The 25259-nt window shown below is 37.5% G+C and carries 24 protein-coding genes; 23 read left to right on the forward strand and 1 reads right to left on the reverse strand.

Annotated features, from left to right (window positions below):
• Positions 1–4: 4 nt before the first annotated feature.
• The 11 genes from rsmG (at position 5) to serA (ending at position 9598) form a co-directional block, all read left to right on the forward strand.
• Positions 5–721 (forward strand): 16S rRNA (guanine(527)-N(7))-methyltransferase RsmG, encoded by a 717-nt coding sequence (gene rsmG / locus ACZ5N5_RS05185; RefSeq protein ID WP_464373373.1) that lies wholly within the window; start codon positions 5–7, stop codon positions 719–721.
• 232 nt (positions 722–953) lie between these two features.
• A complete protein-coding gene (noc, locus tag ACZ5N5_RS05190; RefSeq protein WP_277679495.1) occupies positions 954–1829 on the forward strand; it encodes a nucleoid occlusion protein in 876 nt (291 codons plus the stop codon).
• A gap of 206 nt (positions 1830–2035) precedes the next feature.
• Positions 2036–2797 (forward strand): ParA family protein, encoded by a 762-nt coding sequence (locus tag ACZ5N5_RS05195; protein WP_109983440.1) that lies wholly within the window; start codon positions 2036–2038, stop codon positions 2795–2797.
• Positions 2790–3632 carry a ParB/RepB/Spo0J family partition protein gene (locus tag ACZ5N5_RS05200; protein WP_109983439.1) on the forward strand — a complete coding sequence of 281 codons (843 nt, stop codon included), beginning with the start codon at positions 2790–2792 and terminating at the stop codon, positions 3630–3632. The genes ACZ5N5_RS05195 and ACZ5N5_RS05200 overlap by 8 nt, the downstream gene beginning before the upstream one ends.
• A 133-nt stretch (positions 3633–3765) precedes the next feature.
• Positions 3766–4776, forward strand: a complete 1011-nt coding sequence (locus tag ACZ5N5_RS05205; protein ID WP_109983438.1) for a hypothetical protein — start codon at positions 3766–3768, stop codon at positions 4774–4776.
• Between the two features lie 48 nt (positions 4777–4824).
• Positions 4825–5022 (forward strand): DUF951 domain-containing protein, encoded by a 198-nt coding sequence (locus tag ACZ5N5_RS05210; RefSeq protein ID WP_054788572.1) that lies wholly within the window; start codon positions 4825–4827, stop codon positions 5020–5022.
• 202 nt (positions 5023–5224) lie between these two features.
• A complete protein-coding gene (gene ychF, locus ACZ5N5_RS05215; RefSeq protein WP_109983437.1) occupies positions 5225–6325 on the forward strand; it encodes a redox-regulated ATPase YchF in 1101 nt (366 codons plus the stop codon).
• 183 nt (positions 6326–6508) lie between these two features.
• Positions 6509–6799, forward strand: a complete 291-nt coding sequence (gene rpsF, locus ACZ5N5_RS05220) for a 30S ribosomal protein S6 (protein WP_054788571.1) — start codon at positions 6509–6511, stop codon at positions 6797–6799.
• A gap of 15 nt (positions 6800–6814) precedes the next feature.
• Positions 6815–7315 (forward strand): single-stranded DNA-binding protein, encoded by a 501-nt coding sequence (gene ssb, locus ACZ5N5_RS05225; RefSeq protein ID WP_054788570.1) that lies wholly within the window; start codon positions 6815–6817, stop codon positions 7313–7315.
• 27 nt (positions 7316–7342) lie between these two features.
• Positions 7343–7573: a 30S ribosomal protein S18 gene (gene rpsR, locus ACZ5N5_RS05230; protein ID WP_054788569.1), complete on the forward strand. Its 231-nt coding sequence runs from the start codon at positions 7343–7345 to the stop codon at positions 7571–7573.
• Between the two features lie 438 nt (positions 7574–8011).
• A complete protein-coding gene (gene serA / locus ACZ5N5_RS05235; protein ID WP_054788568.1) occupies positions 8012–9598 on the forward strand; it encodes a phosphoglycerate dehydrogenase in 1587 nt (528 codons plus the stop codon).
• A 150-nt stretch (positions 9599–9748) separates the two neighbouring features.
• On the opposite strand, the gene ACZ5N5_RS05240 is transcribed toward serA, so the two are convergent.
• Positions 9749–10525 (reverse strand): HAD family hydrolase, encoded by a 777-nt coding sequence (locus ACZ5N5_RS05240; RefSeq protein ID WP_109983436.1) that lies wholly within the window; start codon positions 10523–10525, stop codon positions 9749–9751.
• Positions 10526–10674: 149 nt separating this feature from the next.
• Here ACZ5N5_RS05240 and ACZ5N5_RS05245 point away from each other — a divergent pair, with 149 nt between their 5' ends.
• The 12 genes from ACZ5N5_RS05245 (at position 10675) to ACZ5N5_RS05300 (ending at position 25249) form a co-directional block, all read left to right on the forward strand.
• Complete coding sequence (locus ACZ5N5_RS05245) at positions 10675–11616, forward strand: YybS family protein (RefSeq protein WP_464373374.1); 942 nt, start codon at positions 10675–10677, stop codon at positions 11614–11616.
• A gap of 30 nt (positions 11617–11646) precedes the next feature.
• On the forward strand, positions 11647–13626 hold the full coding sequence (locus ACZ5N5_RS05250) for a DHH family phosphoesterase (protein ID WP_277679491.1): 1980 nt from the start codon (positions 11647–11649) through the stop codon (positions 13624–13626).
• Positions 13623–14069 carry a 50S ribosomal protein L9 gene (gene rplI, locus ACZ5N5_RS05255; RefSeq protein ID WP_277679490.1) on the forward strand — a complete coding sequence of 149 codons (447 nt, stop codon included), beginning with the start codon at positions 13623–13625 and terminating at the stop codon, positions 14067–14069. The genes ACZ5N5_RS05250 and rplI overlap by 4 nt, the downstream gene beginning before the upstream one ends.
• Before the next feature lie 39 nt (positions 14070–14108).
• Positions 14109–15470, forward strand: coding sequence for a replicative DNA helicase (dnaB, locus tag ACZ5N5_RS05260; RefSeq protein WP_054788566.1), 1362 nt, complete (start codon positions 14109–14111; stop codon positions 15468–15470).
• 176 nt (positions 15471–15646) lie between these two features.
• Complete coding sequence (locus ACZ5N5_RS05265) at positions 15647–16933, forward strand: adenylosuccinate synthase (protein ID WP_109983433.1); 1287 nt, start codon at positions 15647–15649, stop codon at positions 16931–16933.
• A gap of 206 nt (positions 16934–17139) precedes the next feature.
• Complete coding sequence (tnpA, locus tag ACZ5N5_RS05270; RefSeq protein ID WP_464372739.1) at positions 17140–17610, forward strand: IS200/IS605 family transposase; 471 nt, start codon at positions 17140–17142, stop codon at positions 17608–17610.
• 372 nt (positions 17611–17982) lie between these two features.
• On the forward strand, positions 17983–19410 hold the full coding sequence (locus ACZ5N5_RS05275) for a peptidoglycan DD-metalloendopeptidase family protein (RefSeq protein WP_464367493.1): 1428 nt from the start codon (positions 17983–17985) through the stop codon (positions 19408–19410).
• Positions 19411–19656: 246 nt separating this feature from the next.
• Entirely contained in the window at positions 19657–20361 is a 705-nt protein-coding gene (yycF, locus tag ACZ5N5_RS05280; protein WP_109983431.1) for a response regulator YycF, read from the forward strand.
• A 6-nt stretch (positions 20362–20367) separates the two neighbouring features.
• Entirely contained in the window at positions 20368–22194 is a 1827-nt protein-coding gene (gene walK / locus ACZ5N5_RS05285; protein ID WP_464367492.1) for a cell wall metabolism sensor histidine kinase WalK, read from the forward strand.
• A complete protein-coding gene (locus ACZ5N5_RS05290; protein WP_464373375.1) occupies positions 22191–23546 on the forward strand; it encodes a YycH family regulatory protein in 1356 nt (451 codons plus the stop codon). Before walK ends, ACZ5N5_RS05290 begins: the two co-directional genes overlap by 4 nt.
• Positions 23527–24468 carry a two-component system regulatory protein YycI gene (locus tag ACZ5N5_RS05295; RefSeq protein WP_181397424.1) on the forward strand — a complete coding sequence of 314 codons (942 nt, stop codon included), beginning with the start codon at positions 23527–23529 and terminating at the stop codon, positions 24466–24468. Before ACZ5N5_RS05290 ends, ACZ5N5_RS05295 begins: the two co-directional genes overlap by 20 nt.
• On the forward strand, positions 24458–25249 hold the full coding sequence (locus ACZ5N5_RS05300; RefSeq protein WP_109983427.1) for an MBL fold metallo-hydrolase: 792 nt from the start codon (positions 24458–24460) through the stop codon (positions 25247–25249). The genes ACZ5N5_RS05295 and ACZ5N5_RS05300 overlap by 11 nt, the downstream gene beginning before the upstream one ends.
• Positions 25250–25259 lie beyond the last annotated feature (10 nt).

Here is a 25259-nt window from a genome sequence, read left to right on the forward strand (position 1 = left end):
GTCAATGGATATGAGTCAATTTTATGAACAGCTTAAAAGTAATGGAGTAGAGCTATCTGACCATCAGATAGCTCAATTCAACCAATACTACCAAATATTAGTTGAGTGGAATAAAAAAATGAATTTAACCGCGATTACAGAAAAGGAAGAAGTATTTGTCAAACATTTCTATGATTCCATTACGGCAGCCTTTTATTTTGATTTTAATCAGGAGGTTCATATTTGTGATGTAGGGGCAGGTGCTGGTTTTCCGAGCATTCCATTGAAAATCTGTTTTCCAGAAATGAAAGTGACCATTGTAGACTCCTTGCAAAAGAGAATAGGATTTTTAAATCATTTGGCAGCAAATTTAGGATTATCGGGTGTTTCCTTTTATCATGATCGTGCGGAATTATTCGGTAGAAACGAACAATTCCGACATCATTTTGATATAGTTATTGCAAGGGCTGTAGCGAGGATGTCAGTATTGAGTGAGCTGTGCTTACCGTTAGCACGTACAAACGGCATTTTTATAGCAATGAAAGGCTCAAATGCAGGGCAAGAATTAAAGGATGCGGATTCAGCTATTGAGCTTTTAGGTGGTAAAGTAGAAAGAATGGAGACGTTTGATTTACCAGATGACAATGGGGAACGAAACCTTATTTTTATCCAGAAAAAAAGAAAAACACCAAAAAAATACCCACGCAAACCTGGTGTACCGAATAAATCACCAATAGAATAAAAATAAATAAAATTGATTTTACTACCTTCTTTTAATTTTTTTATGATAAAATATAAGGGGAGATTATGTACGAATTGTTTCACGTGAAACATAAAGGAAGAAATAGCTACGTAGACTTGCTTGTATAAGAAGAAAGCAAGTTTTTCTCCTTTTCTATCATTATCCAATATGGAATTATTATATATTATATTTTTATATCATTCGCTTTAGTAAATAAAGGTGGTGTTTGTCTATGTTACACCCATTTGGCAAATTGTTTGGTTTAGGTGATAAAGTAGAAGATGAAGAGGAAGAATTAGAGCTAGACCCAGTAGAAACTACTAAACTACAAGACGAAGTAGTATTTATGGAAACTTCAAAGATTATAGCTAACCAGTACCAGCCTAGGTCTATTTTTAATGAAGAAAAAATACAAGAATTAGCTCAAACCTTACAAACACATGGGATGATTCAGCCTATAGTTGTCCGCCCATCAGATGAAGAGGGAATTCATGAAATAATTGCTGGTGAAAGAAGATGGCGAGCAGCTAAAAGTCTTGATTGGGAAAAGGTACCTGTCATCATTCGAGAAATGACAGATAAAGAAACAGCTTCTGTCGCTTTAATTGAAAATCTCCAAAGAGAAGAATTAACGGTGATTGAAGAAGCAAGGGCCTACGAGAAATTAATAGAGATGCATCAGCTTACGCAAGAGGCGCTAGCTCAAAGATTAGGTAAAAGTCAATCAACGATAGCCAATAAGATGAGACTTTTAAAATTGCCGGAAGAAGTACATCAAGCAATATTAAATAAGCAAATAACCGAAAGACATGCTAGGGCACTTATAGCTATAAAAGATGAAGAGATTCAACTAAAGGTTTTACAACAAATTGTGGAAAAGGAATGGAATGTAAAGCAAGCTGAATCTTACATACAGCGACTCATGCAGGATAAAGAGCCTCCAAAAAAACCAAGACTGAAAGGTATTAATAAAGACATGAGGATTGCGATGAATACGATTAGACAATCCTTGAATATGGTAAGTGATACAGGAATCGACCTTGAAACAGATGAACAGGATCTCGATGACTATTACCAAATAACGATAAAGATTCCAAAAAAGAAATAATAAACATTCCCATCTTTTCTAGGAAAGATGGGTTATTTTTTTGTTTATACTTAACAGAATTTCGTGAAAATACGAGCCTATTCTAATTCTCAAGAAGTATTTTGACGAATTTTTTGTTTTTTGATCAAAAAAAAGAGAGTAGTAGTGTTATAATAGAGTAGCATGAAAAATTTTTTGAAGGAAAGGCGTAATAGGTAGGTGACGTCATGGGAAAAGTAATCGCGGTTGCAAACCAAAAGGGTGGAGTAGGAAAAACTACTTCCTCTGTTAATTTGAGTGCTTGTTTGGCTCATTTAGACCATAAAATACTTATTGTTGATATCGATCCACAAGGGAATTCTACTAGTGGTCTAGGAATAAATAAAGCTGATGTGGACACATGTGTGTATAATGTATTGGTAGAGGACATGGAGGTTTCTGATGTTCTTGTTAGCACAAATGTTCCAAACTTAGATATAATTCCTGCTACTATTCAACTGGCTGGTGCAGAAATTGAACTAGTTTCCACGATATCCCGCGAGATTCGATTAAAAAAAGCGATTGATAGTGTGAAAGAGGAATACGATTATGTCATCATCGACTGCCCTCCATCATTAGGATTATTAACGATAAATGCATTAACAGCAGCAGATTCTGTTCTAATCCCTGTTCAATGTGAGTATTATGCACTAGAAGGATTAAGTCAGTTGTTGAATACAATCCGTTTAGTACAAAAACACCTAAATAATCAACTAATGATTGAAGGGGTATTATTAACGATGCTAGATGCTAGAACGAACCTAGGTATTCAGGTAATAGAAGAAGTTAAAAAATATTTTCAAAGTAAAGTATATCAGGCTGTTGTCCCTCGGAATGTGCGGTTAGGAGAGGCTCCAAGTCATGGGCAACCAATCATTTCTTATGACCCTAAATCCAAAGGGGCAGAGGTTTATCTTGAGTTAGCAAAGGAAGTGATTGCAAATGGCTAAAGGCCTAGGTAAAGGAATCAATGCATTTTTTCCAGACTTAGAGATAAATGAGCAGGACGAAAAGATTGAAGAAATTTTGCTTTCAAAATGCCGACCGAACCCATATCAGCCAAGAAAAGTATTTGAAGCAGATGCTATTGAGGAATTAAAGGAATCGATCCTTTTACACGGGATCCTCCAACCATTAATCGTTCGTAAAAGCATTAAGGGTTATGAAATTGTAGTTGGAGAAAGGCGTTATCGAGCAGCAAAAGAAGCAAATTTAGAGACAATTCCTGCTATCGTCAAGGATCTTTCTGATGAACAAATGATGGAATTGGCACTACTTGAAAATATACAGCGGGAAGATCTAACTCCTATTGAAGAAGCTAATGCTTATGACCGACTAATTAATGAGCTTGGAATCACTCAAGAAACACTAGCACAACGATTAGGCAAAAGTAGATCCCATATTGCGAATCTCATTCGCTTACTTAGTTTACCAGATGAGATTATTGCCAAGATTAATAATGGTGCCATTTCAATGGGACATGGTAGGGCATTGTTAGGACTTAAGGACAAAGAAAAGCTTATTCCATTAGTGAATAAGATAACGACAGAAAAGCTAAATGTAAGACAAGTAGAATCGTTGATTCAAAGCATTAATGAAAAGAAAAAAGAGAAGAATGAAAAAAAGGTAAAAAAAGATATTTTCTTACAGGAAAGAGAAAATCATCTAAAAGATTATTTTGGCACCAATGTCAAAATAAATAAAGGAAAGAAAAAAGGAAAAATCGAAATTGAGTTTTATTCAGAGGATGACTTAAATCGTATCCTTGAGAAAATGGAAAAATAGCATAAGAAAAAAACAAGAAGTCTGATCATCACCGATTAGACTTCTTCTTCATTTAAAATATAAAACAAGCCTCATAGCTGACCCATTATCTGCATACTTTTAATATAGTATGTCAGTATTATGGAGGAAAGCTATGTGGAGATCAGGCCTTAAGTGGATGTTTTTAATTATTGGCACGATGGTAGGGGCAGGTTATGCTTCAGGGAGAGAATTATGGCAATTTTTTGGGCATGAAAGTGGACTTGCTATTCTCTTGTTTGTTGTATTTTTTACATTTTCTGTTTTTATTACGATGAAGATCAGCTACATCCATCAAACCACAGACTACTTATCCGTGTTGGAATTATTATTAGGTAGAAAAGTAGCAAAATATTATGATATACTCATTTTCTTTTATTTGATGTCCACGACCGTTGTGATGATAGCAGGGAGTGGGGCAACCTTTGAGGCGGTCAAGATTTATTCATGGGTAGGCATCGTATTTATATCCATCATTATTGTTTTAGTATTTATGAAAGGAATCAATGGAGCTGTTGTCCTCAATTCTTTTATTCTTCCATTATTAATTGTCGGATTGTTATCTATTCTGATCAAATATAATATAGATGAAGGCTTAAGCTATCTAATAGATTGGAAACATCAAAAAAATTGGTATACGGCGTTTACTTTTACAGCCTTAAATATCTTATCGATTATTGCGGTAATAAGTGCAGTCGGTGAGAAAATAAAGTCAACCGGTGAGATAATCATTGCAAGTGTAGGTAGTGGGCTTGTGCTTGGAATTATTTCTTATATTTATAACAATAGTTTAATTCAAATCTCAGAGGTTATCATTTTGTATGAGATTCCCTTGTTTGCGATTTTGAAAAACTACCCAACATATACTTATGTGATCATGTCGATACTATTATGGTTTGCCATTTTTACAACTGCAATTTCAAGTGTTTTAGGAATTGTCACGAGGATTAGGAAGGTCATTCCTATTGCTTTATGGAAGCTAGCTATCATTACGCTTATCATTTTAATCCCTCTAACAAAGGTTGGTTTTTCTAATTTAATTGCATGGCTTTATCCGCTATATGGTTTACTAAATTTATACTTACTTTTAGCCATTTTTCTTTATCCATTTACGAAGAAAAGTTAATATATAGTATAATAAAGAAAGATATTGCAAAAAAGTAGGTGAAAAGAAATGGAACGGAAGGAATTTCATTTGAATGACATCGTAGAGATGAAAAAACCACATCCATGTGGAGAAAATCGCTGGAAGGTGATTCGAATGGGGATGGATATTCGAATTAAGTGTGAGGGATGTGGACATAGTGTCATGATTCCTAGAAGAAGGTTTGAACAAAAATTAAAAAAAATATTAGAGCACGCATCAGAATAAAATTGTTCCACGTGAAACAATTTATTATTTTCATATTAGTTGTATACTGAAGAACAATTTTTTTACTGAAAAGAAAGTAAGGATTTTCATGCTTAAACAATTGCAATTTGGCTTTTTAATAACTTGTCAAGTATAAAAAGTATTACTATAATTGGTATGACTGAAACGTTCAATTGGACGATATCCTTAAGGAGTGGAATGAATGGCTTTAACAGCAGGAATTGTTGGTTTGCCTAATGTAGGTAAATCAACCTTGTTTAATGCAATAACACAAGCTGGCGCAGAGTCGGCAAATTACCCGTTTTGTACGATAGATCCAAATGTAGGGATCGTAGAGGTTCCAGATACTAGGCTTCAAAAACTTACAGAATTAGTGAAACCGAAAAAGACCGTACCAACGGCATTTGAATTTACTGATATCGCAGGAATTGTGAAAGGGGCGAGTAAAGGAGAAGGCTTAGGAAATCAATTCCTCTCCCATATTCGCCAAGTGGATGCGATTTGCCATGTGGTACGTTGCTTTCAGGATGAAAATATTACACATGTATCTGGGAAAGTCGACCCTATTTCGGATATAGAAACAATCAATTTAGAACTCATTTTAGCAGATTTAGAAACTGTAACAAAACGCATCTCTCGAGTAGAAAAAATGGCGAAACAGAAAGATAAGGAAGCAATGGCTGAATTTGAGGTTTTAGCTAAATTAAGGGATGCATTTGAAGAAGAAAAACCAGCTCGAGCGGTTTCTTTTACAGAAGAGCAGGAGAAGCTTGTGAAAGGCCTACATTTACTAACAAGTAAATCTGTTTTATATGTAGCCAATGTAGGGGAGGACGAGCTACTCGATGCGGATAGCAATGAAAATGTACAAACAGTAAAAGAATTTGCCAAATCAGATCAAGCAGAAGTAATCGTTGTAAGTGCAAAGGTGGAATCCGAAATAGCGGAACTCGACGGTGAGGAAAAGGCAGAGTTTTTAGAAGAGCTCGGTATTCCTGAGTCTGGATTAGATCAGCTGATTAAAGCAACTTACCAATTACTTGGTTTAGCGACCTATTTTACTGCTGGTGAGCAAGAAGTGCGTGCTTGGACATTTAAAAAGGGAATCAAAGCACCACAGGCAGCAGGAATTATCCATACCGATTTTGAAAAAGGCTTTATCCGTGCAGAGACCGTATCCTATGATGATTTAATGGAAGCTGGATCGATGCAAGTAGCTAAAGAAAAAGGGAAAGTGCGATTAGAAGGAAAGGAATACTTGGTGAAAGACGGAGATGTTATGCATTTCCGCTTTAACGTATAGTCTGTATCACCTGTTTGACATCTTTATTCATACGCTCAAAATCCAAAATGGACAAGCCTTTTGAAATAAATTTGCAATGAGAAGGCTAATTTGGTATAATATCGTATTGTGAGTAATGAGAGTTGTTACTCCTTGCTCTATGATAATCATAGAGCCGCTAAGACCAAAAGGAGGTGTAAACGGATGAATAAATATGAAATTATGTACATCATCCGCCCAGATGTAGAGGAGGAAGCAAAAACTGCTTTAATTGAGCGTTTCAATGGATTCCTTACAAGTAATGGTGCGGAGATCGAGAAAGTTGAAGAAGTAGGTAAGAAACGTCTTGCTTACGAAATCAATGACTACCGTGATGGATACTATGTAATTATTAACCTTAAAGGTGATGAAACAGCAATTAACGAATTCAATCGTCAAGCGAATTTCTCTGATGACATTCTTCGTTATATGGCAATTCGTGAAGACGATCAATAATAAGGAGTGGTTCTGATGTTAAATCGTGTCGTTCTTGTCGGCAGGTTAACGAAAGATCCAGACTTGCGTTATACACCAAGTGGAGTTGCAGTAGCTAACTTTACGATAGCAGTAAACCGTCCATTCTCTAATCAACAAGGTCAAAGAGAAGCAGACTTTATTAATTGTGTTGTTTGGAGAAGACCAGCAGAGAACCTTGCGAACTTCATGAGCAAAGGTAGTCTTATCGGAGTAGATGGACGATTACAAACCCGTAGCTATGATGACCCAGATGGAAAACGTGTTTTCATTACAGAGGTCGTAGCAGACTCTGTTCAGTTTTTAGAGTCTAAGGGTGGTTCCTCAGGTGGACAATCTGGAGGATCACAAAGCTATAATAATCAAAATCAGAACCAAGCAAGTCAAGCCAATCAATTTAACCAAAACAATTCAAATAATCAAGGAAATAAAAATGATAATCCATTTGAAAATAGTGGAGAACCAATTGATATTTCCGACGATGATTTACCTTTCTAATTCATAGCAAGAAGGAGGTTATGTATAATGGCAGCTCGTCGTGGACGCGCTAAGCGTCGTAAAGTGTGTTATTTCACAGCGAACGGTATTACACACATTGACTATAAAGATGTTGAGTTATTAAGACGTTTCGTTTCTGAACGTGGAAAAATTCTTCCTCGTCGTGTAACAGGAACTTCTGCAAAATATCAACGTAAATTGACTAGAGCAATTAAGCGTGCTCGTCAAATGGCTTTATTGCCATATGTAAGTGAATAAATAGGTTGAAGGCACTATAGGATAATTCCTATGGTGCTTTTTTCATACTGCATTAACCGTATGTAAGATCTTACCGAGCAAAGTCTTACTTTACATACTAATGACACATGCTATTATTAGCTCCTTTTAAACGATTGTAAACTTATTTCAGATCATATAATGTTCGGTTTTGGAGGCCTAATTAATAGAAAAATACAGTTTTATTATCTAGTTGAGAGCAAAAACACGAATTATATCAAGGAAATCAGTTGGAAACACCTTGACAATTAGCCTATTTCTGCTATGATAAAGAAAAGTTTTTTATAGAAGATGAGAACTTGCAATCTAGTATTTATATCGCGACAGAAGTGATATAATATTTATAGAATAAGATAAAAGTGAAAAGCTTCACGTTCATTTGGCTAACATGGAGTAATTCTATTATTTGGAGGGACAATCATGGCATTTAAAGTTTTAATTAGTGATCCATTAAGTGAAGATGGTATTCAACCATTAAGAGAAGCAGACAATATCGAGGTAGATGTACAAACAAGCCTTTCAGCAGATGAGTTGGCTGACAAAATTGGTGAATATGATGCTTTACTTGTTAGAAGTCAAACAAAGGTTACGAGAGATATTATTAGCCAAGCAACAAACTTAAAAATTATTGGTCGCGCAGGTGTTGGTGTAGACAACATTGACCTAAGTGCTGCAACAGAATACGGGATTATTGTCGTGAATGCACCAGATGGAAATACAAATTCTGCAGCAGAGCACACAGTGGCAATGCTTATGTCATTAGCAAGAAAAATTCCTCAAGCATTTTTAGCATTGAAAAATGGGAAATGGGATCGAAAAACACATGTCGGCGTGGAACTAAAAGGGAAGACTCTTGGCGTTATTGGAATGGGACGTATCGGAGCTGAGGTGGCAGCACGTGCTAAAGGTCAGCGCATGAATGTTATTGCATATGATCCTTTTTTAACAAAGGAAAGAGCGGATAAATTAGGCGTAGATTTCGGATCGGTAGAGGATGTTATTAAAGTAGCAGATTTTGTTACCGTACATACACCATTGATTAAAGATACAAAGCATTTGCTGAACAAAGCGGCATTTGCCAAAATGAAAGACGGTGTTCGAATCATTAACTGTGCTCGTGGTGGAATTATAGATGAAGAAGCACTATATGATGCCATTAAGTCTGGTAAAGTTGCAGGAGCAGCCTTAGACGTTTTCGAAGAAGAACCGGCAACGGATCATCGTTTATTGGAATTGCCAGAGGTTATTGCAACACCACATTTAGGTGCCAGTACAGTAGAGGCACAAGAAAATGTTGCCATTGATGTTAGCCATGATGTTGTACGTTATTTAACAGAGGGCGTTGCACGCAATCCTGTAAACCTACCATCTGTCCCTAAAGAAGTGATGAATAAGATCGAACCATATTTCCACTTATCAGAGAAATTAGGAACCTTCTTAACTTATTTTACAACTGGAGTTATTGAAGAAATTAATATTTCCTATTCTGGAGATTTGACAGAAATCGAAGTAGCACCATTAACACGTAATACGATAAAAGGTTTATTAAAGCGTCACATGGGGGACCACGTCAATGATGTGAATGCTTCTTATTTAGCAGAGAAGCGAGGCATTCAAGTGAATGAAAACAAATCCTCTACTCCGAAAGGCTTTACTAACTTACTACGTGTGGAAGTGAAAACAAAAGAAGTGACACGATCTATTGCAGGTACTTTATTAAACGGTCTAGGACCAAGAATTGTACAGGTAGATGCATATAGTGTGGACGTTGTTCCTGAGGGGAATTTAGTTGTCATTAAGCATAATGATAAGCCTGGTGTTATCGGAAAAGTGGGAAGTATGTTTGCAGAGAAAAATATTAATATCGCAGCAATGCAAGTAGGCCGTTCGGACATTGGCGGAGAAGCTATTATGATTCTAACTGTAGACAAATATTTAGAGGAAGAAGAGATAGAAGCATTAAAGCAAATCGATGAAATCGAAAAATTAACTGCAATGGAACTGTAATTCAAGTGATGTGAAGATATCGAGTGAATAATCAAGCTATTAAGCAGGATAACCAAGATAAACCTTGATATCATCAAAATGATAGAGATTTTCCCAATATAATCGCATAAAACAATCAAAGCTCTCCTGCATTAGGAGAGCTTTTTTCCATTATTGCAGTAATTCCAATAATTCTTCTAAGTGCTTGATCTCGTAGGTTGGCTTTACTTCATTGTATTGTTTGTTTTCGCGGTTGATCCAAACACTTTTGATACCTGTACGGTTGGCACCTAATATATCTGTCATCAAATTATCTCCAACCATGATGGCATGCTCCTTCTCTACATTTGCTACTTCTAGCACATGTTCAAATATGGAAGGATCTGGTTTTCCTTTACCGAAATCTCCAGAGATAATGATATGGTCAAAATAGTTCTTTAATTCTGGGGTGATCGTTAATTTGGTATTTTGTAAATCGGGAGAGCCGTTCGTTAACATAATTAATTGATAGTGCCCTTTTAGCTTGTTCAATACCGTAAAGGTTTCTTCGTAAACAAATGGGTTCTTTTTTCGGTTAATTGGGAATTGCTCGGCCAAATGTTCACCAAATTCTTCATCCTCTATGCCTACTTGCTTCAGTCCATTAATCCAAGCATCTCTTCGGTAGTTAGGTACGATTTCGGCCATTTTTTTAAAATATGTATGATCATCAAGGAAATTACCCCAGAGTCCTTCAAAAGGATTAATTCCAATCATTTGAGTGAATTCATAGGTTTCATAGCTTTGATATAGCTTACGGGCCTCTTCGCGAACTGCATCCTCTACTTTGAGAGCATCTACTCCATATTTTTCAGTTGCTAATAGGCAAGTATCTTCAAACGCTTGTTTCACACTTTTTTTATCCCATAGCAACGTATCATCCAGATCAAATATTATCGTTTTTATCATTTTATTCCTCCTCCTCACTTTTAATTAATCATACCATAATCATAATCATTAGGTGATAGGTGAATCTAGATGGTAAAATAGAAGCTAACAATCACTTCTCGTTTAGTGTAAAATGTATAATAGTTTAGCTTCCATAAGGGGGATGAAGATTGAAAAACAACAAAATAGACAAAAAATACTTCCTTTATATAAGTATTTACTTGTTGCTATATATGGTAACGATATTCTTACCATTTACAGAGATATTTACAATCATGCTAATGCCCATACCGATTATCTTACTCATGCTTCATGGTGAGCGTGTGTTATTTTATGTGACCGTGATGGTGCTGTTCTTTCTGTCTTTTATCATTTATCCGGCAGTTTCGATTCCGATTACCTTTCTTGCATTAATAAGCGGAATAATGATCGGTTTTTCGATTCAAAAAAAGCAGCATCCATATGAAACCTGGTTAAAAGGGACGGCTGGATATTTGTTCGGACTTGTTGGAGCCTATGCGTTTATCGAAATAGTGCTACAATATTCTATAGCAGATTCCTATAAGGAAATGATGAATGAGTCTTTAAATAGAACGAGAGAATTGTTTGAAACGGTTGGAATGATTCAGCTTTCTATCGAGGATTTTGAATTAATTCGTGAACAAATGCTAGGAGTTCTTCAGCTCATTCCTTTTATATTAGTCGTTATTTCTATGGTTTTGGCCCTTATTACACAATGGCTCACCTATAAATGGCTAAATCGCACAGCAGAAAAAAAATATGCTTTCCCAGCATTTCGAAATTTTCAGTTACCGAAGCTGATTTTGTGGATATATTTTATTACCTTAATGCTGTCATTAATGGGAGGGAATAATGATGCCACACTATTTTATGATATCATTATGAATGTATCTAATTTGGCAGGAACCCTCTTGATCTTACAAGGATTATCCTTTATCTTTTACTATAGCTATGTCAAAGTAAAGTCAACAGCTTTACCGATCGTTAGCATACTCGTCCTTGTATTTTTTCCTTTTATAGGTTTTTATTTCGTTCGAATCTTAGGTATAATTGATTTAGGATTTGATTTAAAAAAGAGGATTACGAAGTAGGATTTGTCACTTGGTTAGGAGCTGACAGCTATGCCAAAATTATGGAAGAAGCCGACGATGGGAAGACATATTATTGGAATATACCTTCTCTCGTTTATATTATTAGTATTTATTTTTTATTTTCAGTGGGTCATTGGCTTAATAATGACTGTTTTTTTTAGTCTCTCTCTTTATTATAGTATCCGAAGAGAAGAAAAATTACTCGATCAAACGGAGGCTTATATATCGACTTTGTCCTATCGTGTCAAAAAGGTCGGGGAAGAAGCGTTATTGGAAATGCCTATTGGGATTGTTCTGTACGATGAGGAATATCAAATCGACTGGGCGAACCCTTTTATGAATCAATTTACAGAAGAGGAAACAATGGTAGGAGAACCTCTCTCCTTGTTATCTGATAGTATTGTTTCCCAATTGCGAGAGGGAAAGGAATCCTTCTGGCTAAAATTTGATCAATTTGAGTATCAGGTGTATAACAAAAAAGAAGAACGTCTCCTCTACTTCTTTGATCGAACACGAGAAATAGAAATTCAAGCATTATACGAGCAGGAAAAGACGGTTCTTGGCATTATCTTTTTGGATAATTATGAGGAAATAACGCAGAACATGGATGACACGGCGAAGAGTCAAATTAATTCACAGGTAACCTCTCTTTTGAATAATTGGTCAAAGGAAAGAGGGATTTATTTAAAGCGAACCTCACAGGAACGATTTTTAGCTGTTTTTAATCAAGATATTCTCACACAGCTAGAAAAAGAAAAATTTGAAATATTAGATGAAGTTCGTGAATTAATTACTGACAAAAATGTTCCATTAACGTTAAGTATCGGTATTGGTCTCGGAAGTGAATTGCTGCCAGACTTAGGAAAGCTGACACAATCCAGTCTTGATCTAGCATTAGGACGTGGAGGAGACCAAGTAGTTATTAAAGATGATGAGTCTGGGAAGGTTCGTTTTTATGGTGGAAAGACAAATCCAATGGAAAAACGAACGAGAGTAAGGGCAAGGGTTATATCTCATGCATTAAAGGAACTGGTAAAGGGCAGCGACCAAGTGCTCATTATGGGGCACAAGGCACCAGATATGGACTCTATTGGGGCAGCCATCGGTGTACTGAAAATTGCACAGGCCAATGATGTTGAGGGCTTTATTGTGTTAGATGAAAATGATATCGATACAGGTGTCCAGCGTTTAGTGGATGAAATTAGAGAAAGCGATGAACTTTGGTCCCATTTTATTGATCCAGATGGGGCATTAGATATTGTGACAAAGGATACGTTAGTCGTTGTAGTGGATACACATAAGCCATCCTTGATGCTAGAGGAAAAGCTTGTCCATAAAACCGAGCATGTGGTCTTAATCGATCATCACCGACGTGGAGAGGAATTTGTGGAAGATCCAACACTTGTTTATATGGAGCCATATGCTTCCTCAACTGCTGAGCTCGTCACAGAATTGTTAGAGTATCAACCGAGCAAATTAACGCTAAATATGTTAGAATCAACTGCATTACTAGCAGGAATTATTGTCGATACGAAGAGCTTCACACTTCGAACGGGATCGAGAACCTTTGATGCTGCCTCGTATTTGCGCTCAAGAGGTGCAGATACCGTGTTAGTGCAGAAGTTTTTAAAGGAAGATCTCGATATATATGTGAAGCGGAGTCGTTTAATTGAAAACACCAAGGTATATCGCCATAATATTGCGATTTCAGTAGGTAATTCGAGAGAAACCTATGGACCTGTTGTGATTGCTCAAGCGGCGGATACGTTATTAACAATGACAGGGATTGAGGCCTCGTTTGTGATATCAGAGCGTAAGGATGGACGCATTGGAATTAGTGCAAGGTCGCTCGGTGAGGTCAATGTTCAAGTTATCATGGAAAGAATGAATGGTGGGGGCCATTTAACGAATGCTGCCACCCAATTGGATGATATCTCTGTCATTGATGCCTATGAATGGCTAAAGGATATAATCGATGAGTATTATGATGAGGAAGGTGAAGAGGAATGAAAGTAATTTTTACAAAAGACGTGAAAGGTAAAGGGAAAAAAGGCGATGTAAAAAATGTCTCTGATGGCTATGCCCGCAATTTCCTTTTTAAAAATAACTATGCTGTAGAGGCAACTCAGGCGAATATGAGTGCATTAAAGGCACAAAAAAATAAAGCAAAAAAGCAGGAGCAAGAAGAGATAGAACAAGCAAAGCAGCTTAAAGAAACACTAGAAAATCTGGAAGTAAAGCTAACAGCCAAGTCTGGTGATGGTGGTCGTTTATTTGGCTCCATTACAAGTAAGCAAATAGCGGAGGAACTGAAAAAATCCCATAATATTAAAATGGACAAGCGTAAGATTGAGTTAGATCAACCAATCCGTTCATTAGGATATACCGAAGTTCCAGTAAAACTACATCAAGAGGTTTCTGGTACCATTCGAGTACACGTTGTGGAAGCATAAACAAATGCTTCCACATTCTTGCTAAAGGGGGGGCAATTTATGAGTGAAGCATTACAGGGCAGAACGCCACCACATAATATAGAAGCAGAGCAAGCGGTGCTTGGTGCAATTTTCTTAGAGCCTGATGCGATCTCCAGTGCCTCTGAAATATTAATACCAGAGGACTTCTATCGCTCTAGTCATCAACAAATTTACCGAGTAATGATGAGCTTAGCAGATAAAGGAGAACCAATTGATCTTGTTACGGTTACAACGAGCCTATCGAATAGTAAGCTGTTGGATGATATTGGCGGGGTCTCTTATTTAAGTGATCTGGCGAATGCGGTGCCGACTGCTGCTAATATTTCACACTATTGTCGTATTGTTGAGGAAAAATCAATTCTAAGGAGATTAATCCGCACAGCGACAGATATTGTGACAGATAGCTTTTCTAAGGAAGATGAAGTGGAGGAAGTGTTAAACGAATCGGAAAAGAGAATATTAGAAGTCTCGAACCGAAAGAATGCCTCTGCTTTTAAAAATATTAAAGATGTCCTCATAGAGGTTTATGATAGTATAGACGAACTACACAAATCAACGGGAGAGGTTACTGGAATTGCTTCAGGGTTCCGTGACCTAGATCGAATCACTTCAGGCTTTCAACGCAATGATTTAATTATTGTTGCAGCCCGTCCATCAGTGGGGAAAACAGCCTTTGCCTTGAACATTGCACAAAATGTCGCGATTAAAACCAATGAAAATGTAGCCATTTTTAGTTTAGAGATGGGGGCAGAACAGTTAGTTTCTCGTATGCTGTGTGCCGAGGGGAATATCGATGCCCAAAGACTAAGAACCGGCGCATTACAGGAAGAGGATTGGCGCAAGCTCTCTCTTGCAATGGGTAGTCTATCAAATGCGGGTGTTTTCATAGACGATACACCAGGGATTAGAGTGAGTGAAATCAGATCAAAGTGTCGTAGATTAAAGCAAGAGCATGGACTCGGTATGATCTTGATCGATTATTTGCAATTGATTCAAGGGAGTGCGAATTCTAAGGAAAATAGACAGCAAGAGGTATCGGAAATATCGCGTTCCTTAAAGGGCTTGGCTAGGGAGTTAAATGTTCCCCTTATCGCCTTGTCACAGCTATCACGTGGTGTGGAGCAGAGACAGGATAAACGCCCGATGATGTCCGACTTACGAGAGTCGGGAAGTATTGAGCAGGATGCCGATATTGTTGGTTTCTTATATCGTGATGATTACTATGATCAGGAATCGGAGAAGCAGAATATTATTGAAATTATTATTGCAAAGCAGCGTAACGGTCCTGTTGGTACGGTCGAACTAGCCTTTGTTAAAGAATATAATAAGTTTGTAGATTTAGATCACCGCTATGGGGATGATGATATCCCACCAGGATAAGGAGGAGAAAAACAGTTCCATTTCGTAACTAGAATGGAGCTGTTTTTTTATAATGCCAATTAACGAACATTCTATAAAACTATTATTAAAATGTTCGTGAATCAGATTGACATCCACTTTTTCGCTTGGTAAAATGGGTAACGTGTTAATAAAACGTTAAGGCGGGGGTGCCGTATATGTCTTCAGTAGTCGTAGTGGGAACACAATGGGGAGACGAAGGTAAAGGAAAGATCACAGATTTTCTTTCACAAAACGCAGAGGTTGTTGCACGTTATCAAGGTGGAAATAATGCAGGTCATACGATAAAATTCGATGGTATTACGTATAAACTACACTTAATTCCGTCTGGGATTTTTTTTCATGATAAAATTTGTGTATTAGGAAATGGTATGGTTATTGACCCGAAGGCATTAGTAGAAGAGTTGGCTTATCTCCATGATAAAGGGGTGAGCACGGATAATTTACGTATTAGTAATCGTGCCCATGTTATTCTTCCTTATCATTTAAAGCTGGATGGCCTTCAAGAAGACGAAAAGGGTGCAAATAAAATAGGAACCACTCGTAAGGGTATTGGGCCTGCTTATATGGATAAAGCAGCACGTGTTGGAATCCGTATTGCTGATTTATTAGACAAAGACGCCTTCCGAGAAAAGCTTGAGATAAATTTAAAAGAAAAAAATCGTTTGTTTGAAAAAGTATATGAAACCGACTTAATGAAAATAGAAGATATATTAGAGGAATATTATGAATATGGACAACAGTTCAAAAAATATGTTGCCGATACATCTGTTGTGTTAAATGATGCATTAGATGATGGCCGTCGTGTACTATTTGAAGGTGCACAAGGTGTTATGCTCGATATTGACCAAGGTACTTATCCATTTGTTACCTCCTCTAATCCAATTGCGGGTGGAGTGACGATAGGTTCAGGGGTTGGCCCTTCAAAGATCGACCATGTGGTAGGTGTATCCAAAGCTTATACGACTCGTGTTGGAGATGGTCCATTCCCTACGGAGCTTGAGGACGAGATTGGGGATCAAATTCGCGAGGTGGGAAATGAATATGGTACGACAACTGGAAGAGCCCGTCGTGTTGGTTGGTTTGATAGTGTTGTAGTAAGGCATGCAAGACGTGTTAGTGGGATTACAGACCTTTCCCTTAATTCGATTGATGTTTTAACAGGAATCGAAACATTAAAGATTTGTACTGCATATAAATATAAAGGGGAAATCATGGAGGAATTCCCTGCTAGCCTGAAAATGCTAGCAGACTGTGAACCTGTTTATGAAGAGCTACCAGGCTGGACAGAGGATATTACGGGTGTCAAAAGCTTGCATGAGCTACCAGAGAATGCTCGTCATTATTTAGAGAGAGTATCTCAGCTTACAGGAATTCCGTTATCTGTGTTTTCTGTAGGACCAGATCGTTCACAAACTAATGTTGTCCGAAGTGTCTATAGCTAGAAGTGAAAATGACCAATTGGCTGACAGAACCCGAATGTTATCGGAAATGATAATATTCGGGTTTTATTATTAATGGCTATGAAAACCCCTGGCTATGCCAGGGGTTCCAGAAAGCTTTAAGCGAGGGATAAAAAATGCCTCACTTCATGGTAAGATTGAATTGGTTTCCCGACCACAAAATCTCACCAAAGAAGGAGGCGTGTCCAATGAAGGACAAGAATAGTTTAGCACATACCACATGGAATTGTAAGTACCATATTGTATTCGCTCCAAAGTATAGAAGACAAATCATTTATGGAAAATATAAAAGGAGCATCGGTCAAATCATCCGAGACTTATGTGAACGGAAAGGGGTTACCATACACGAAGCCAATGCATGCCGAGACCACATACACATGTTAGTAAGTATCCCGCCAAAGCTAAGTGTTTCCCAATTTATGGGCTATTTAAAAGGAAAAAGTAGTCTCATGATATTTGATCGTCATGCCAATTTAAAATATAAATATGGAAATCGGAAATTTTGGTGCAGAGGTTTCTATGTAGATACAGTGGGCAGAAACAGGAAGCAAATACAAGAATACATTAGAAATCAGCTCAAAGAAGACTATATGGCGGATCAATTAACTTTATTCGAAGAGTTTGATCCATTTACAGGCCAAAAAAATAAAAAGAAATAAGAGATTCTTAAAGAATCAGTGAGTAAATGTGGTGCAAGAGGGAGACCCATTCGGTAGGCCTTTAAGGCCGAGGCCGGTAACAAAGGCTTTTAGCCGCAGAGCAAACCACCAGTTCACACTGGTGGTTTTGATTTTTTTTCTCCCTTCTAATAGAAAAGAACTAAATTTGGCGAATTTTGTTAGTTAATTCTTCCTATTTTGCAGAAAAAATGAAGGTTTATGTAAATAAATGGATTTTATTATACAGTTATGTTACATCTCGATGTAAGCCCTTTTCACAATCTGATGATCTATGTTAGATTATTAGAGGTGGTTCCTTCGAATTAAAGATAAAGAAAAGAACCATGATAGGGAAATAGGAGGACTATTATCATGCGAGAAAGCAAGATTAGTAAGTATAAAAAGGTTGTGAAGCTTGCAACTATTGCGGGTGTAATAGCCATGTGTTTATCTGCTCAAACGGTTTTTGCCGACGAGAAGGAGCTTTCTACGATCTATCACGTATATGTAGACGGCGAGCACATAGGGGTAGTAGATAACCAAGAAGATGTGCAGCAATATATAGAGAAAAAAATAGAAAAGGTAAAAAAGGAAAGCAAGCAGCCTGATTATACATACACGATCGAAGGAGATATTACTTATATCCCTGAAACAGTGTTTGAAACCCAAACAAGTGAAGCGGAAGTTTTTGATTATATAGAGAAAGAATTAGCTGTACAAGTAGAGGCACAGTCCTTAACGATTGATGATAAGCTTGTTGGCTATTTTGCAGGCGAAGAAGCGGTGAAGGATGTCCTTCAGGCCTACAAAGAAAAATTTGTCAGTAAAGATGTTTTAGAACAGTTAGAATCGAAAAAGGAAGCATCGAAAGATCTAGCAGTTGGAGATAATCGTATTGTCGATGTGGAATTATCAGAGGATATTACCACCTCTGAGGAGGAAGTACAGGCAAGTGAGGTTCTAACAGTGGAGGAAGGTGTCACCTTACTTGAAAAAGGGACACTAGAAAATAAAAAATATGAGGTTCAAGAAGGGGATGTGCTTGGATCGATAGCAGCGAAGCATGACCTGGAGTTAGATACATTATTAGCTTTAAATGAAGGTTTAACCGAGGATTCTACGATCAAGGTTGGCGATGTTCTTCAAGTTACAGAACAGAAGCCTTTTGTGAAAGTGATTGTTACAGAAGAGAAGAAAGTCGAAGAAACGATTGAGTATGAAACAGTAACTGAAGAATCAGAGAAGATGTATAAAGGCGACGAAGAAGTGAAGCAAGAAGGAAAAGATGGATCCAAGGAAGTTCACTATAAGGTGCAAAAAGTGAACGGACAAACAGTCAGCACAGACGTCGTTGAAGAAAATATTACAGAAGAAGCAACCGATAAAATTATTGTTAAGGGTACGAAGGTGGTACCATCTAGAGGATCTGGAGACCTTGCTTGGCCAGCTGTTGGAGGATATATCTCAAGCTATGTCGGTCAAAGGTGGGGTGCATTCCATAAAGGGATAGACATTGCGGGTCCAAGCAATCGGACGATTAAAGCTGCCGATAACGGTACTGTCGTATCAGCTGGCTGGGATGACGGAGGCTATGGTAATAAAATCGTCATCAACCATAACAATGGGTATCGTACAGTTTATGCACATTTAGCTTCTATCAGCGTAAAAGCAGGACAAACAGTAGAAAAAGGAAGCAAAATTGGTGTAATGGGAACAACAGGTGATTCCACGGGGATCCATTTACACTTTGAAGTATACAAAAACGGATCTTTAGTCAAGAGCCCTGAAGATTTATTATAATAACTAACCCTTGTTCGCGTAACTCTACGGAACAAGGGTTTTTCAATAGCTTGCCGATTAAAAACAGTGAAGAAAAGACATTTTTGCTTTTTTACGTTAAAATAGGTAACTAGGAGAAGTTTAATCCTTATGATTTTTGATGATGGGAAATTAACGACCATCCCTATGTAAAAGGATAACATGAGACACTCAGCAATAGAGATTTTCCGCTGTGATAAAATATATAAAGAAAAAGGACGTGCTTTTATGAGTCAGAAAATTTTAGTAGTAGATGATGAAAAGCCGATTGCCGATATACTGAAGTTCAACTTAGAAAAAGAAGGATATGACGTCATTTGTGCCTATGATGGTGATCAAGCGATTGAGTATGCGTTGAAGGAAGATCCTGATTTGATCTTGCTCGATATTATGCTACCCAAAAAAGACGGAAACGAGGTCTGCCGTGAGGTAAGAAAAACGCATAGTATGCCGATTATTATGTTAACAGCAAAGGATGCAGAAATTGATAAGGTGCTTGGATTAGAGCTAGGGGCCGATGATTATGTCACAAAGCCATTTAGCAATCGTGAATTGATCGCAAGGGTAAAAGCGAATTTACGAAGAATCAACCAAGAACCTGCGAATCAAAAACGCGATACCAATGATATTGAAATTGGATCCCTTGTCATTCACCCAGATGCATATACCGTAACAAGAGATGGGGAGTACATTGAATTAACCCATCGTGAATTTGAATTGCTACATTATTTAGCTCGTCATATCGGACAGGTCATGACGAGAGAGCATCTTTTAGAGACGGTTTGGGGATATGATTATTACGGTGATGTCCGTACGGTAGACGTAACGGTACGCCGATTAAGGGAAAAAATCGAGGACAACCCGAGTAACCCATTATGGATTGTGACACGTAGGGGTGTGGGCTATTATTTACGAAATCCTGAACAGGAGTAATGTTCTATGAAAAGAGTGGGCTTTTTCCAATCGATTCGTTTAAAAATAATTATCATTTTAAGCTTGTTTCTATTGCTTGCTGTTCAACTGATTGGAGCATATTTTCTTGATAAATTGGAAACGAATTTAAACACCAACTTTGAAGCGAACTTAGATGATCGCCTTACGGTTTTGAAAACAAATTTAGAGGAGGCATTTCAGGAAAAAAGGCCAGAAAATGGGGAAGAGCCGACCCTTCAAGAGGACGTTAGTGATATTATTGATCGCTATTCAAGGGATATTTTTACCGATCTCCAAGTAATAGATTCCCAATATCGTGTCATTGGGGCGAACTCAGACTTAGAGAGAATCGGAAAAAGAGTGACTGGTAATATTGCGATAAATGGTGCATTAAAGTTTGCGGAAGAGGAGAAGGAGAAATTCCGATACAGTAATGATCGTATGATTGCAAAAACGGTACCGATTATGGATAATGCCACTAATACACCAGTTGGGGCGGTAAGAGTCGAGGCCTCTATTGAAGATGTTTATGATCAGCTAGAGGAAATTAGCAAAATCTTTTTGAGTGGAACCATTCTTACGGTTGTTGTTTCGATTATTTTAGGGATTCTTGTAGCACGAACAATAACAAAGCCTATAACTGAAATGCGTAAGCAAGCAATGGTCATTGCCAAAGGCGACTTTTCCAAAAAGGTAAATGTTTATGGGGTTGATGAGATTGGCCAGCTTGCAACGACCTTCAATGATATGACTGATAGGTTGAAGCTTGCGAATCAGACGACAGAAGAAGAACGGAGAAAATTGAGTTCTGTTTTATCCAATATGTCAGAAGGTGTGATCGCAACAGATGAAAAAGGAAGAATTGTCTTAATGAACGACCCTGCTATTAACCTGATTGATACATCCTTTAGTGAGGCAAAGGGAAAACCTATTGCCGATGTCCTTCAAATCGAAGAAAAGGTATTGGATATTAAAGAACTAGAGGAAACGAACTCGCTAACGATTGACTTCAGTGATGATGACCAATTATTTTTGATTCGAGCTAGTTTTTCTGTGGTGCAGGATGAAGAGGAGAACTTTAATGGCTTAATCACGGTGATAAGTGATGTAACCGAACAGGAAAAGGTAGAACGGGAAAGAAGGGAATTCGTATCGAATGTTTCCCATGAATTAAGAACACCATTAACGACAATGCGTAGTTATATAGAAGCTTTAACAGATGGGGCATGGAAAGACAAAGAAATCGCACCACAATTTTTGGAAGTGACCCAAAATGAGACAGATCGGATGATTCGTCTCGTGAATGATTTGCTCCAATTATCGAAGATGGATCATAAAGAAGGGGCGATGAATAAGCAAAAGGTCGAACTTGTCTCATTTGTCGAAAATATTTTAGATCGCTTTGATATGAATAAGACAGATGTAATCGGGATTGAAAGAAAGCTTCCAAAAGAACAGATCAAAACAAGAATTGATCAGGACAAGATCACTCAAGTAATTGATAATATTATGTCGAATGCGATTAAATACTCACCTGAGGGTGGTAAAATCACCTTTCAGCTCGCAAAAGAGCAAAATAGAGTGAAATTCAGTATTAAAGACCAAGGCTTGGGAATTGCCCGGGAAAAGGTAGACAAAATATTTGATCGTTTTTACCGTGTAGATAAAGCAAGGTCCCGTGAATTAGGAGGGACTGGATTAGGTTTGGCGATTTCCAAGGAAATAATTGAAGCACATCATGGTCATATTTGGGCGACAAGTAAGGAAGGACAAGGTACGACAATATACTTCACGCTACCGCTAAAGAATCGAAAGCGGGGTAATCAAAAATGAAATTCGAAGCGATTAAATCAATCCTACTAACTTTTCTCATTGCTTTAAGCTTATTGCTTACTTTTGCGATATGGAATTATGAAGGGGAATATGAAGAATCAGCGAATGACCGATCAACAGATGCACAGCTAGAAGGCTCGGAAGCAACAAAACAATCGTTGATTAAGCCTTCTCAAATAGTGTTCCATTGGGATCAAGAACATTTAGGCTTCCATCAGAAAACGGATGAGTTAGAAATCTTCCAAGCACTATCTGATTGGTTTTTATATGATTTTACTATGCTAGAAGAAGGAATTGGGGTAGACACAGAAAAAGAAAGGATAGAGATTGTTTTTCCGACGCCACTGCCATCCCAATATATTCCTGATTTATTTACAACAAATGAAACTATTCGCATTGATAATCAATTTAAACGGATTATTCTATACTTAGATGAAAATAGGACGACAAATCAGATTATTTTTGATAATAGTGATCCTAATGGAATTGATATTACAGCTCAGGTTCAAAACATTTCGCAGGTCATCCAATACGTTACCGATTTGCAAGCAGAGAAGGAATTCGACACTCTTGTCCCAGTAGAATTAAGTGAACAAACCGTATATCTTCCAACAGAACAAACGATTAAAGGTCGAAAATTCAGATATACCGAGATTCAAGCAGATACGAATTCTTTTAAAAGTATTTTCTTCCCGAACCCTTTCAGTGTACGGAGCTCTAGGAATGCAGAAGGTGGGACCGTTTATTCAGATGGAACGAGAGAAATGATCGTCAAAGGCTATCATGTAGAGTTTACCAACTTCTCGGTAACAGACGATCAAGCTCAGAATAACCAAAATGAATTAAATACAGTACAGGATCCAGCCGATTTACTGATCACAAGGTCGATCGATCATATTAATGCACATAAAGGCTGGCTAGTGGATGAGAGCATTCAATACCATTTATACGATGTAAATGCAGCCTATCAATTTGTGGAATATCGAATGATGTATGAAAATTTCCCAGTCTTTTCTAACAATGGACTTTCCAGTATGTCAGTAGTTTTGCAGAACAATACGATTTATCAGTATAATCGACCATTGATGAAGCTCACCTATCCTTATGATCGGGCAGAAACCGATTTAATGAGTGCGAAGGATTTAATCCAGTACTTAAAGGATAGTAATGATTTTTCACTGGAAGAAGTTTATGATATACAGCTTGGCTATCGAATAGAACAGCAAGCAGGTACGCAATTTTTTGACCTAATTCCATCATGGTGTATCGAAACAAGTACAGGCATGCAGTTTATTTCTAATAATGTTCAAAAGAATCAAGGAGGGAATTCGAATGCAATGGGGTCAAATTAAAACACTGTTTATCCTATGCTTTCTCATACTTGATATCTTTTTACTTCGACAATATATCGATAATCAACAGGAAGAGCTTTCTTACAACACAGAGGAAACTACACAGGAAGATTACCTTGCGACGAATTTAAAGGGACTAGATAATATTCCAGAAGAGCCGACTAAAGCGGCAACATTAAATGCAAAGAGTAAAGAATTCACCGAGGAAGAGATCAGTGAAATCGATAAGCTGCCAAATCAGAAATCCGTGATTATTGACGATACGATGATCGTTTCTCATTTTGATTCACCTGAGGCATTTGATTTAGATACTACAAAAGAGAGTATCAAAGAAAACATTTGGAATGATGAGCAATATAACTTAGAGGATTATGTTGTAGATGAGCAGACGAATACGTATATCTTTTTTCAAGAGTTGGACGATCCGATTTACTATAATCTAAGCGGAGTGTTGATGATCAAAGTTAATGAAAATGGCGAAATGACCCATTATGTCCAAACCATTCTAGAAAAAACGGAGGAGCAGCCGGTAGAGGAATTAATCATGCCACTTACAGTAATCACAAAATTATTTAATAATGGCAATATTAGCCCTGGCTCGGAAATTACAGAAGTGGATTTAGGTTATCATAACTTACTTCCATTACCTAATGGCGAACAAGTACTACTGCCTACATGGGAAATTGAGGTAGATGATAACACCTATTTTTATATTAATGCAGTAGAAGGTCACAACTCGAATAGGGAAGCACATGACTTTGTGATGGAAATGAAGAATTTGATTGGGGAATCTGTCGGAACCTCAGCTATTCAACCATTGGAGGAAGATTGGGGACAAACAGAAATCAACCATTTCATCAATCAAGTATTAGCAGAATTAATGTCAACAAGAGAAGTGGAGGAAGAGGACGATGCACTTTAGTGTATTAGCATCCGGTAGTACGGGGAATGCTTTTTATATCGGAACAGAAAAGGAAAAAATCCTAGTAGATGCTGGATTAAGTGGGAAAGAGCTAACAAGGCTATTTCATCAAATCCAAGTTGATCCAGCAGAGCTCTCGAGAATTCTTGTCACCCATGAACATAGTGATCATATAAAAGGCCTCGGAATTTTTGCTCGTAAGCATCGCCTTCCGATATATGCGAACGAAAAAACATGGAAGGCAATGGATCAAGCCATTGGAAAAATTGATCTAGATCAAAAATTTATTTTTAAAATGGAAGAAACGAAGAGCTTTGGTGACATAGATGTTGAATCATTTGCTGTGTCACATGATGCGGCTGAGCCAATGTTTTATACCTTTCATCATAACGGAAAGAAGGTTGCCCTTGTCACGGATCTGGGTTATGTGTCGGAAAGAATAAAGAAAACAGTAGAAGGAGCAGATGCCTTAATCTTTGAAGCTAACCATGATGTGGAGATGCTTCGGATGGGGCGCTATCCATGGAGTGTTAAGCGAAGAATTCTTGGAGATACTGGCCATGTTTCCAATGAAGATTGTGCCTTAGCATTAAGAGATATCATAGATGATCAAACAAAACGTATTTATTTAGCCCATTTAAGTAAAGATAATAATATGAAAGACTTAGCTCGTATGTCTGTGGAACATGGTTTATCCGAATACGGTTTCTCTGTAGGTGAAAGAATCACGCTTCATGATACAGATCCGAAAGAACCAACAGCATTATACGAGGTGGTTTAATTAACGAGTA

Source organism: Gracilibacillus sp. JCM 18966, from assembly GCF_055392695.1.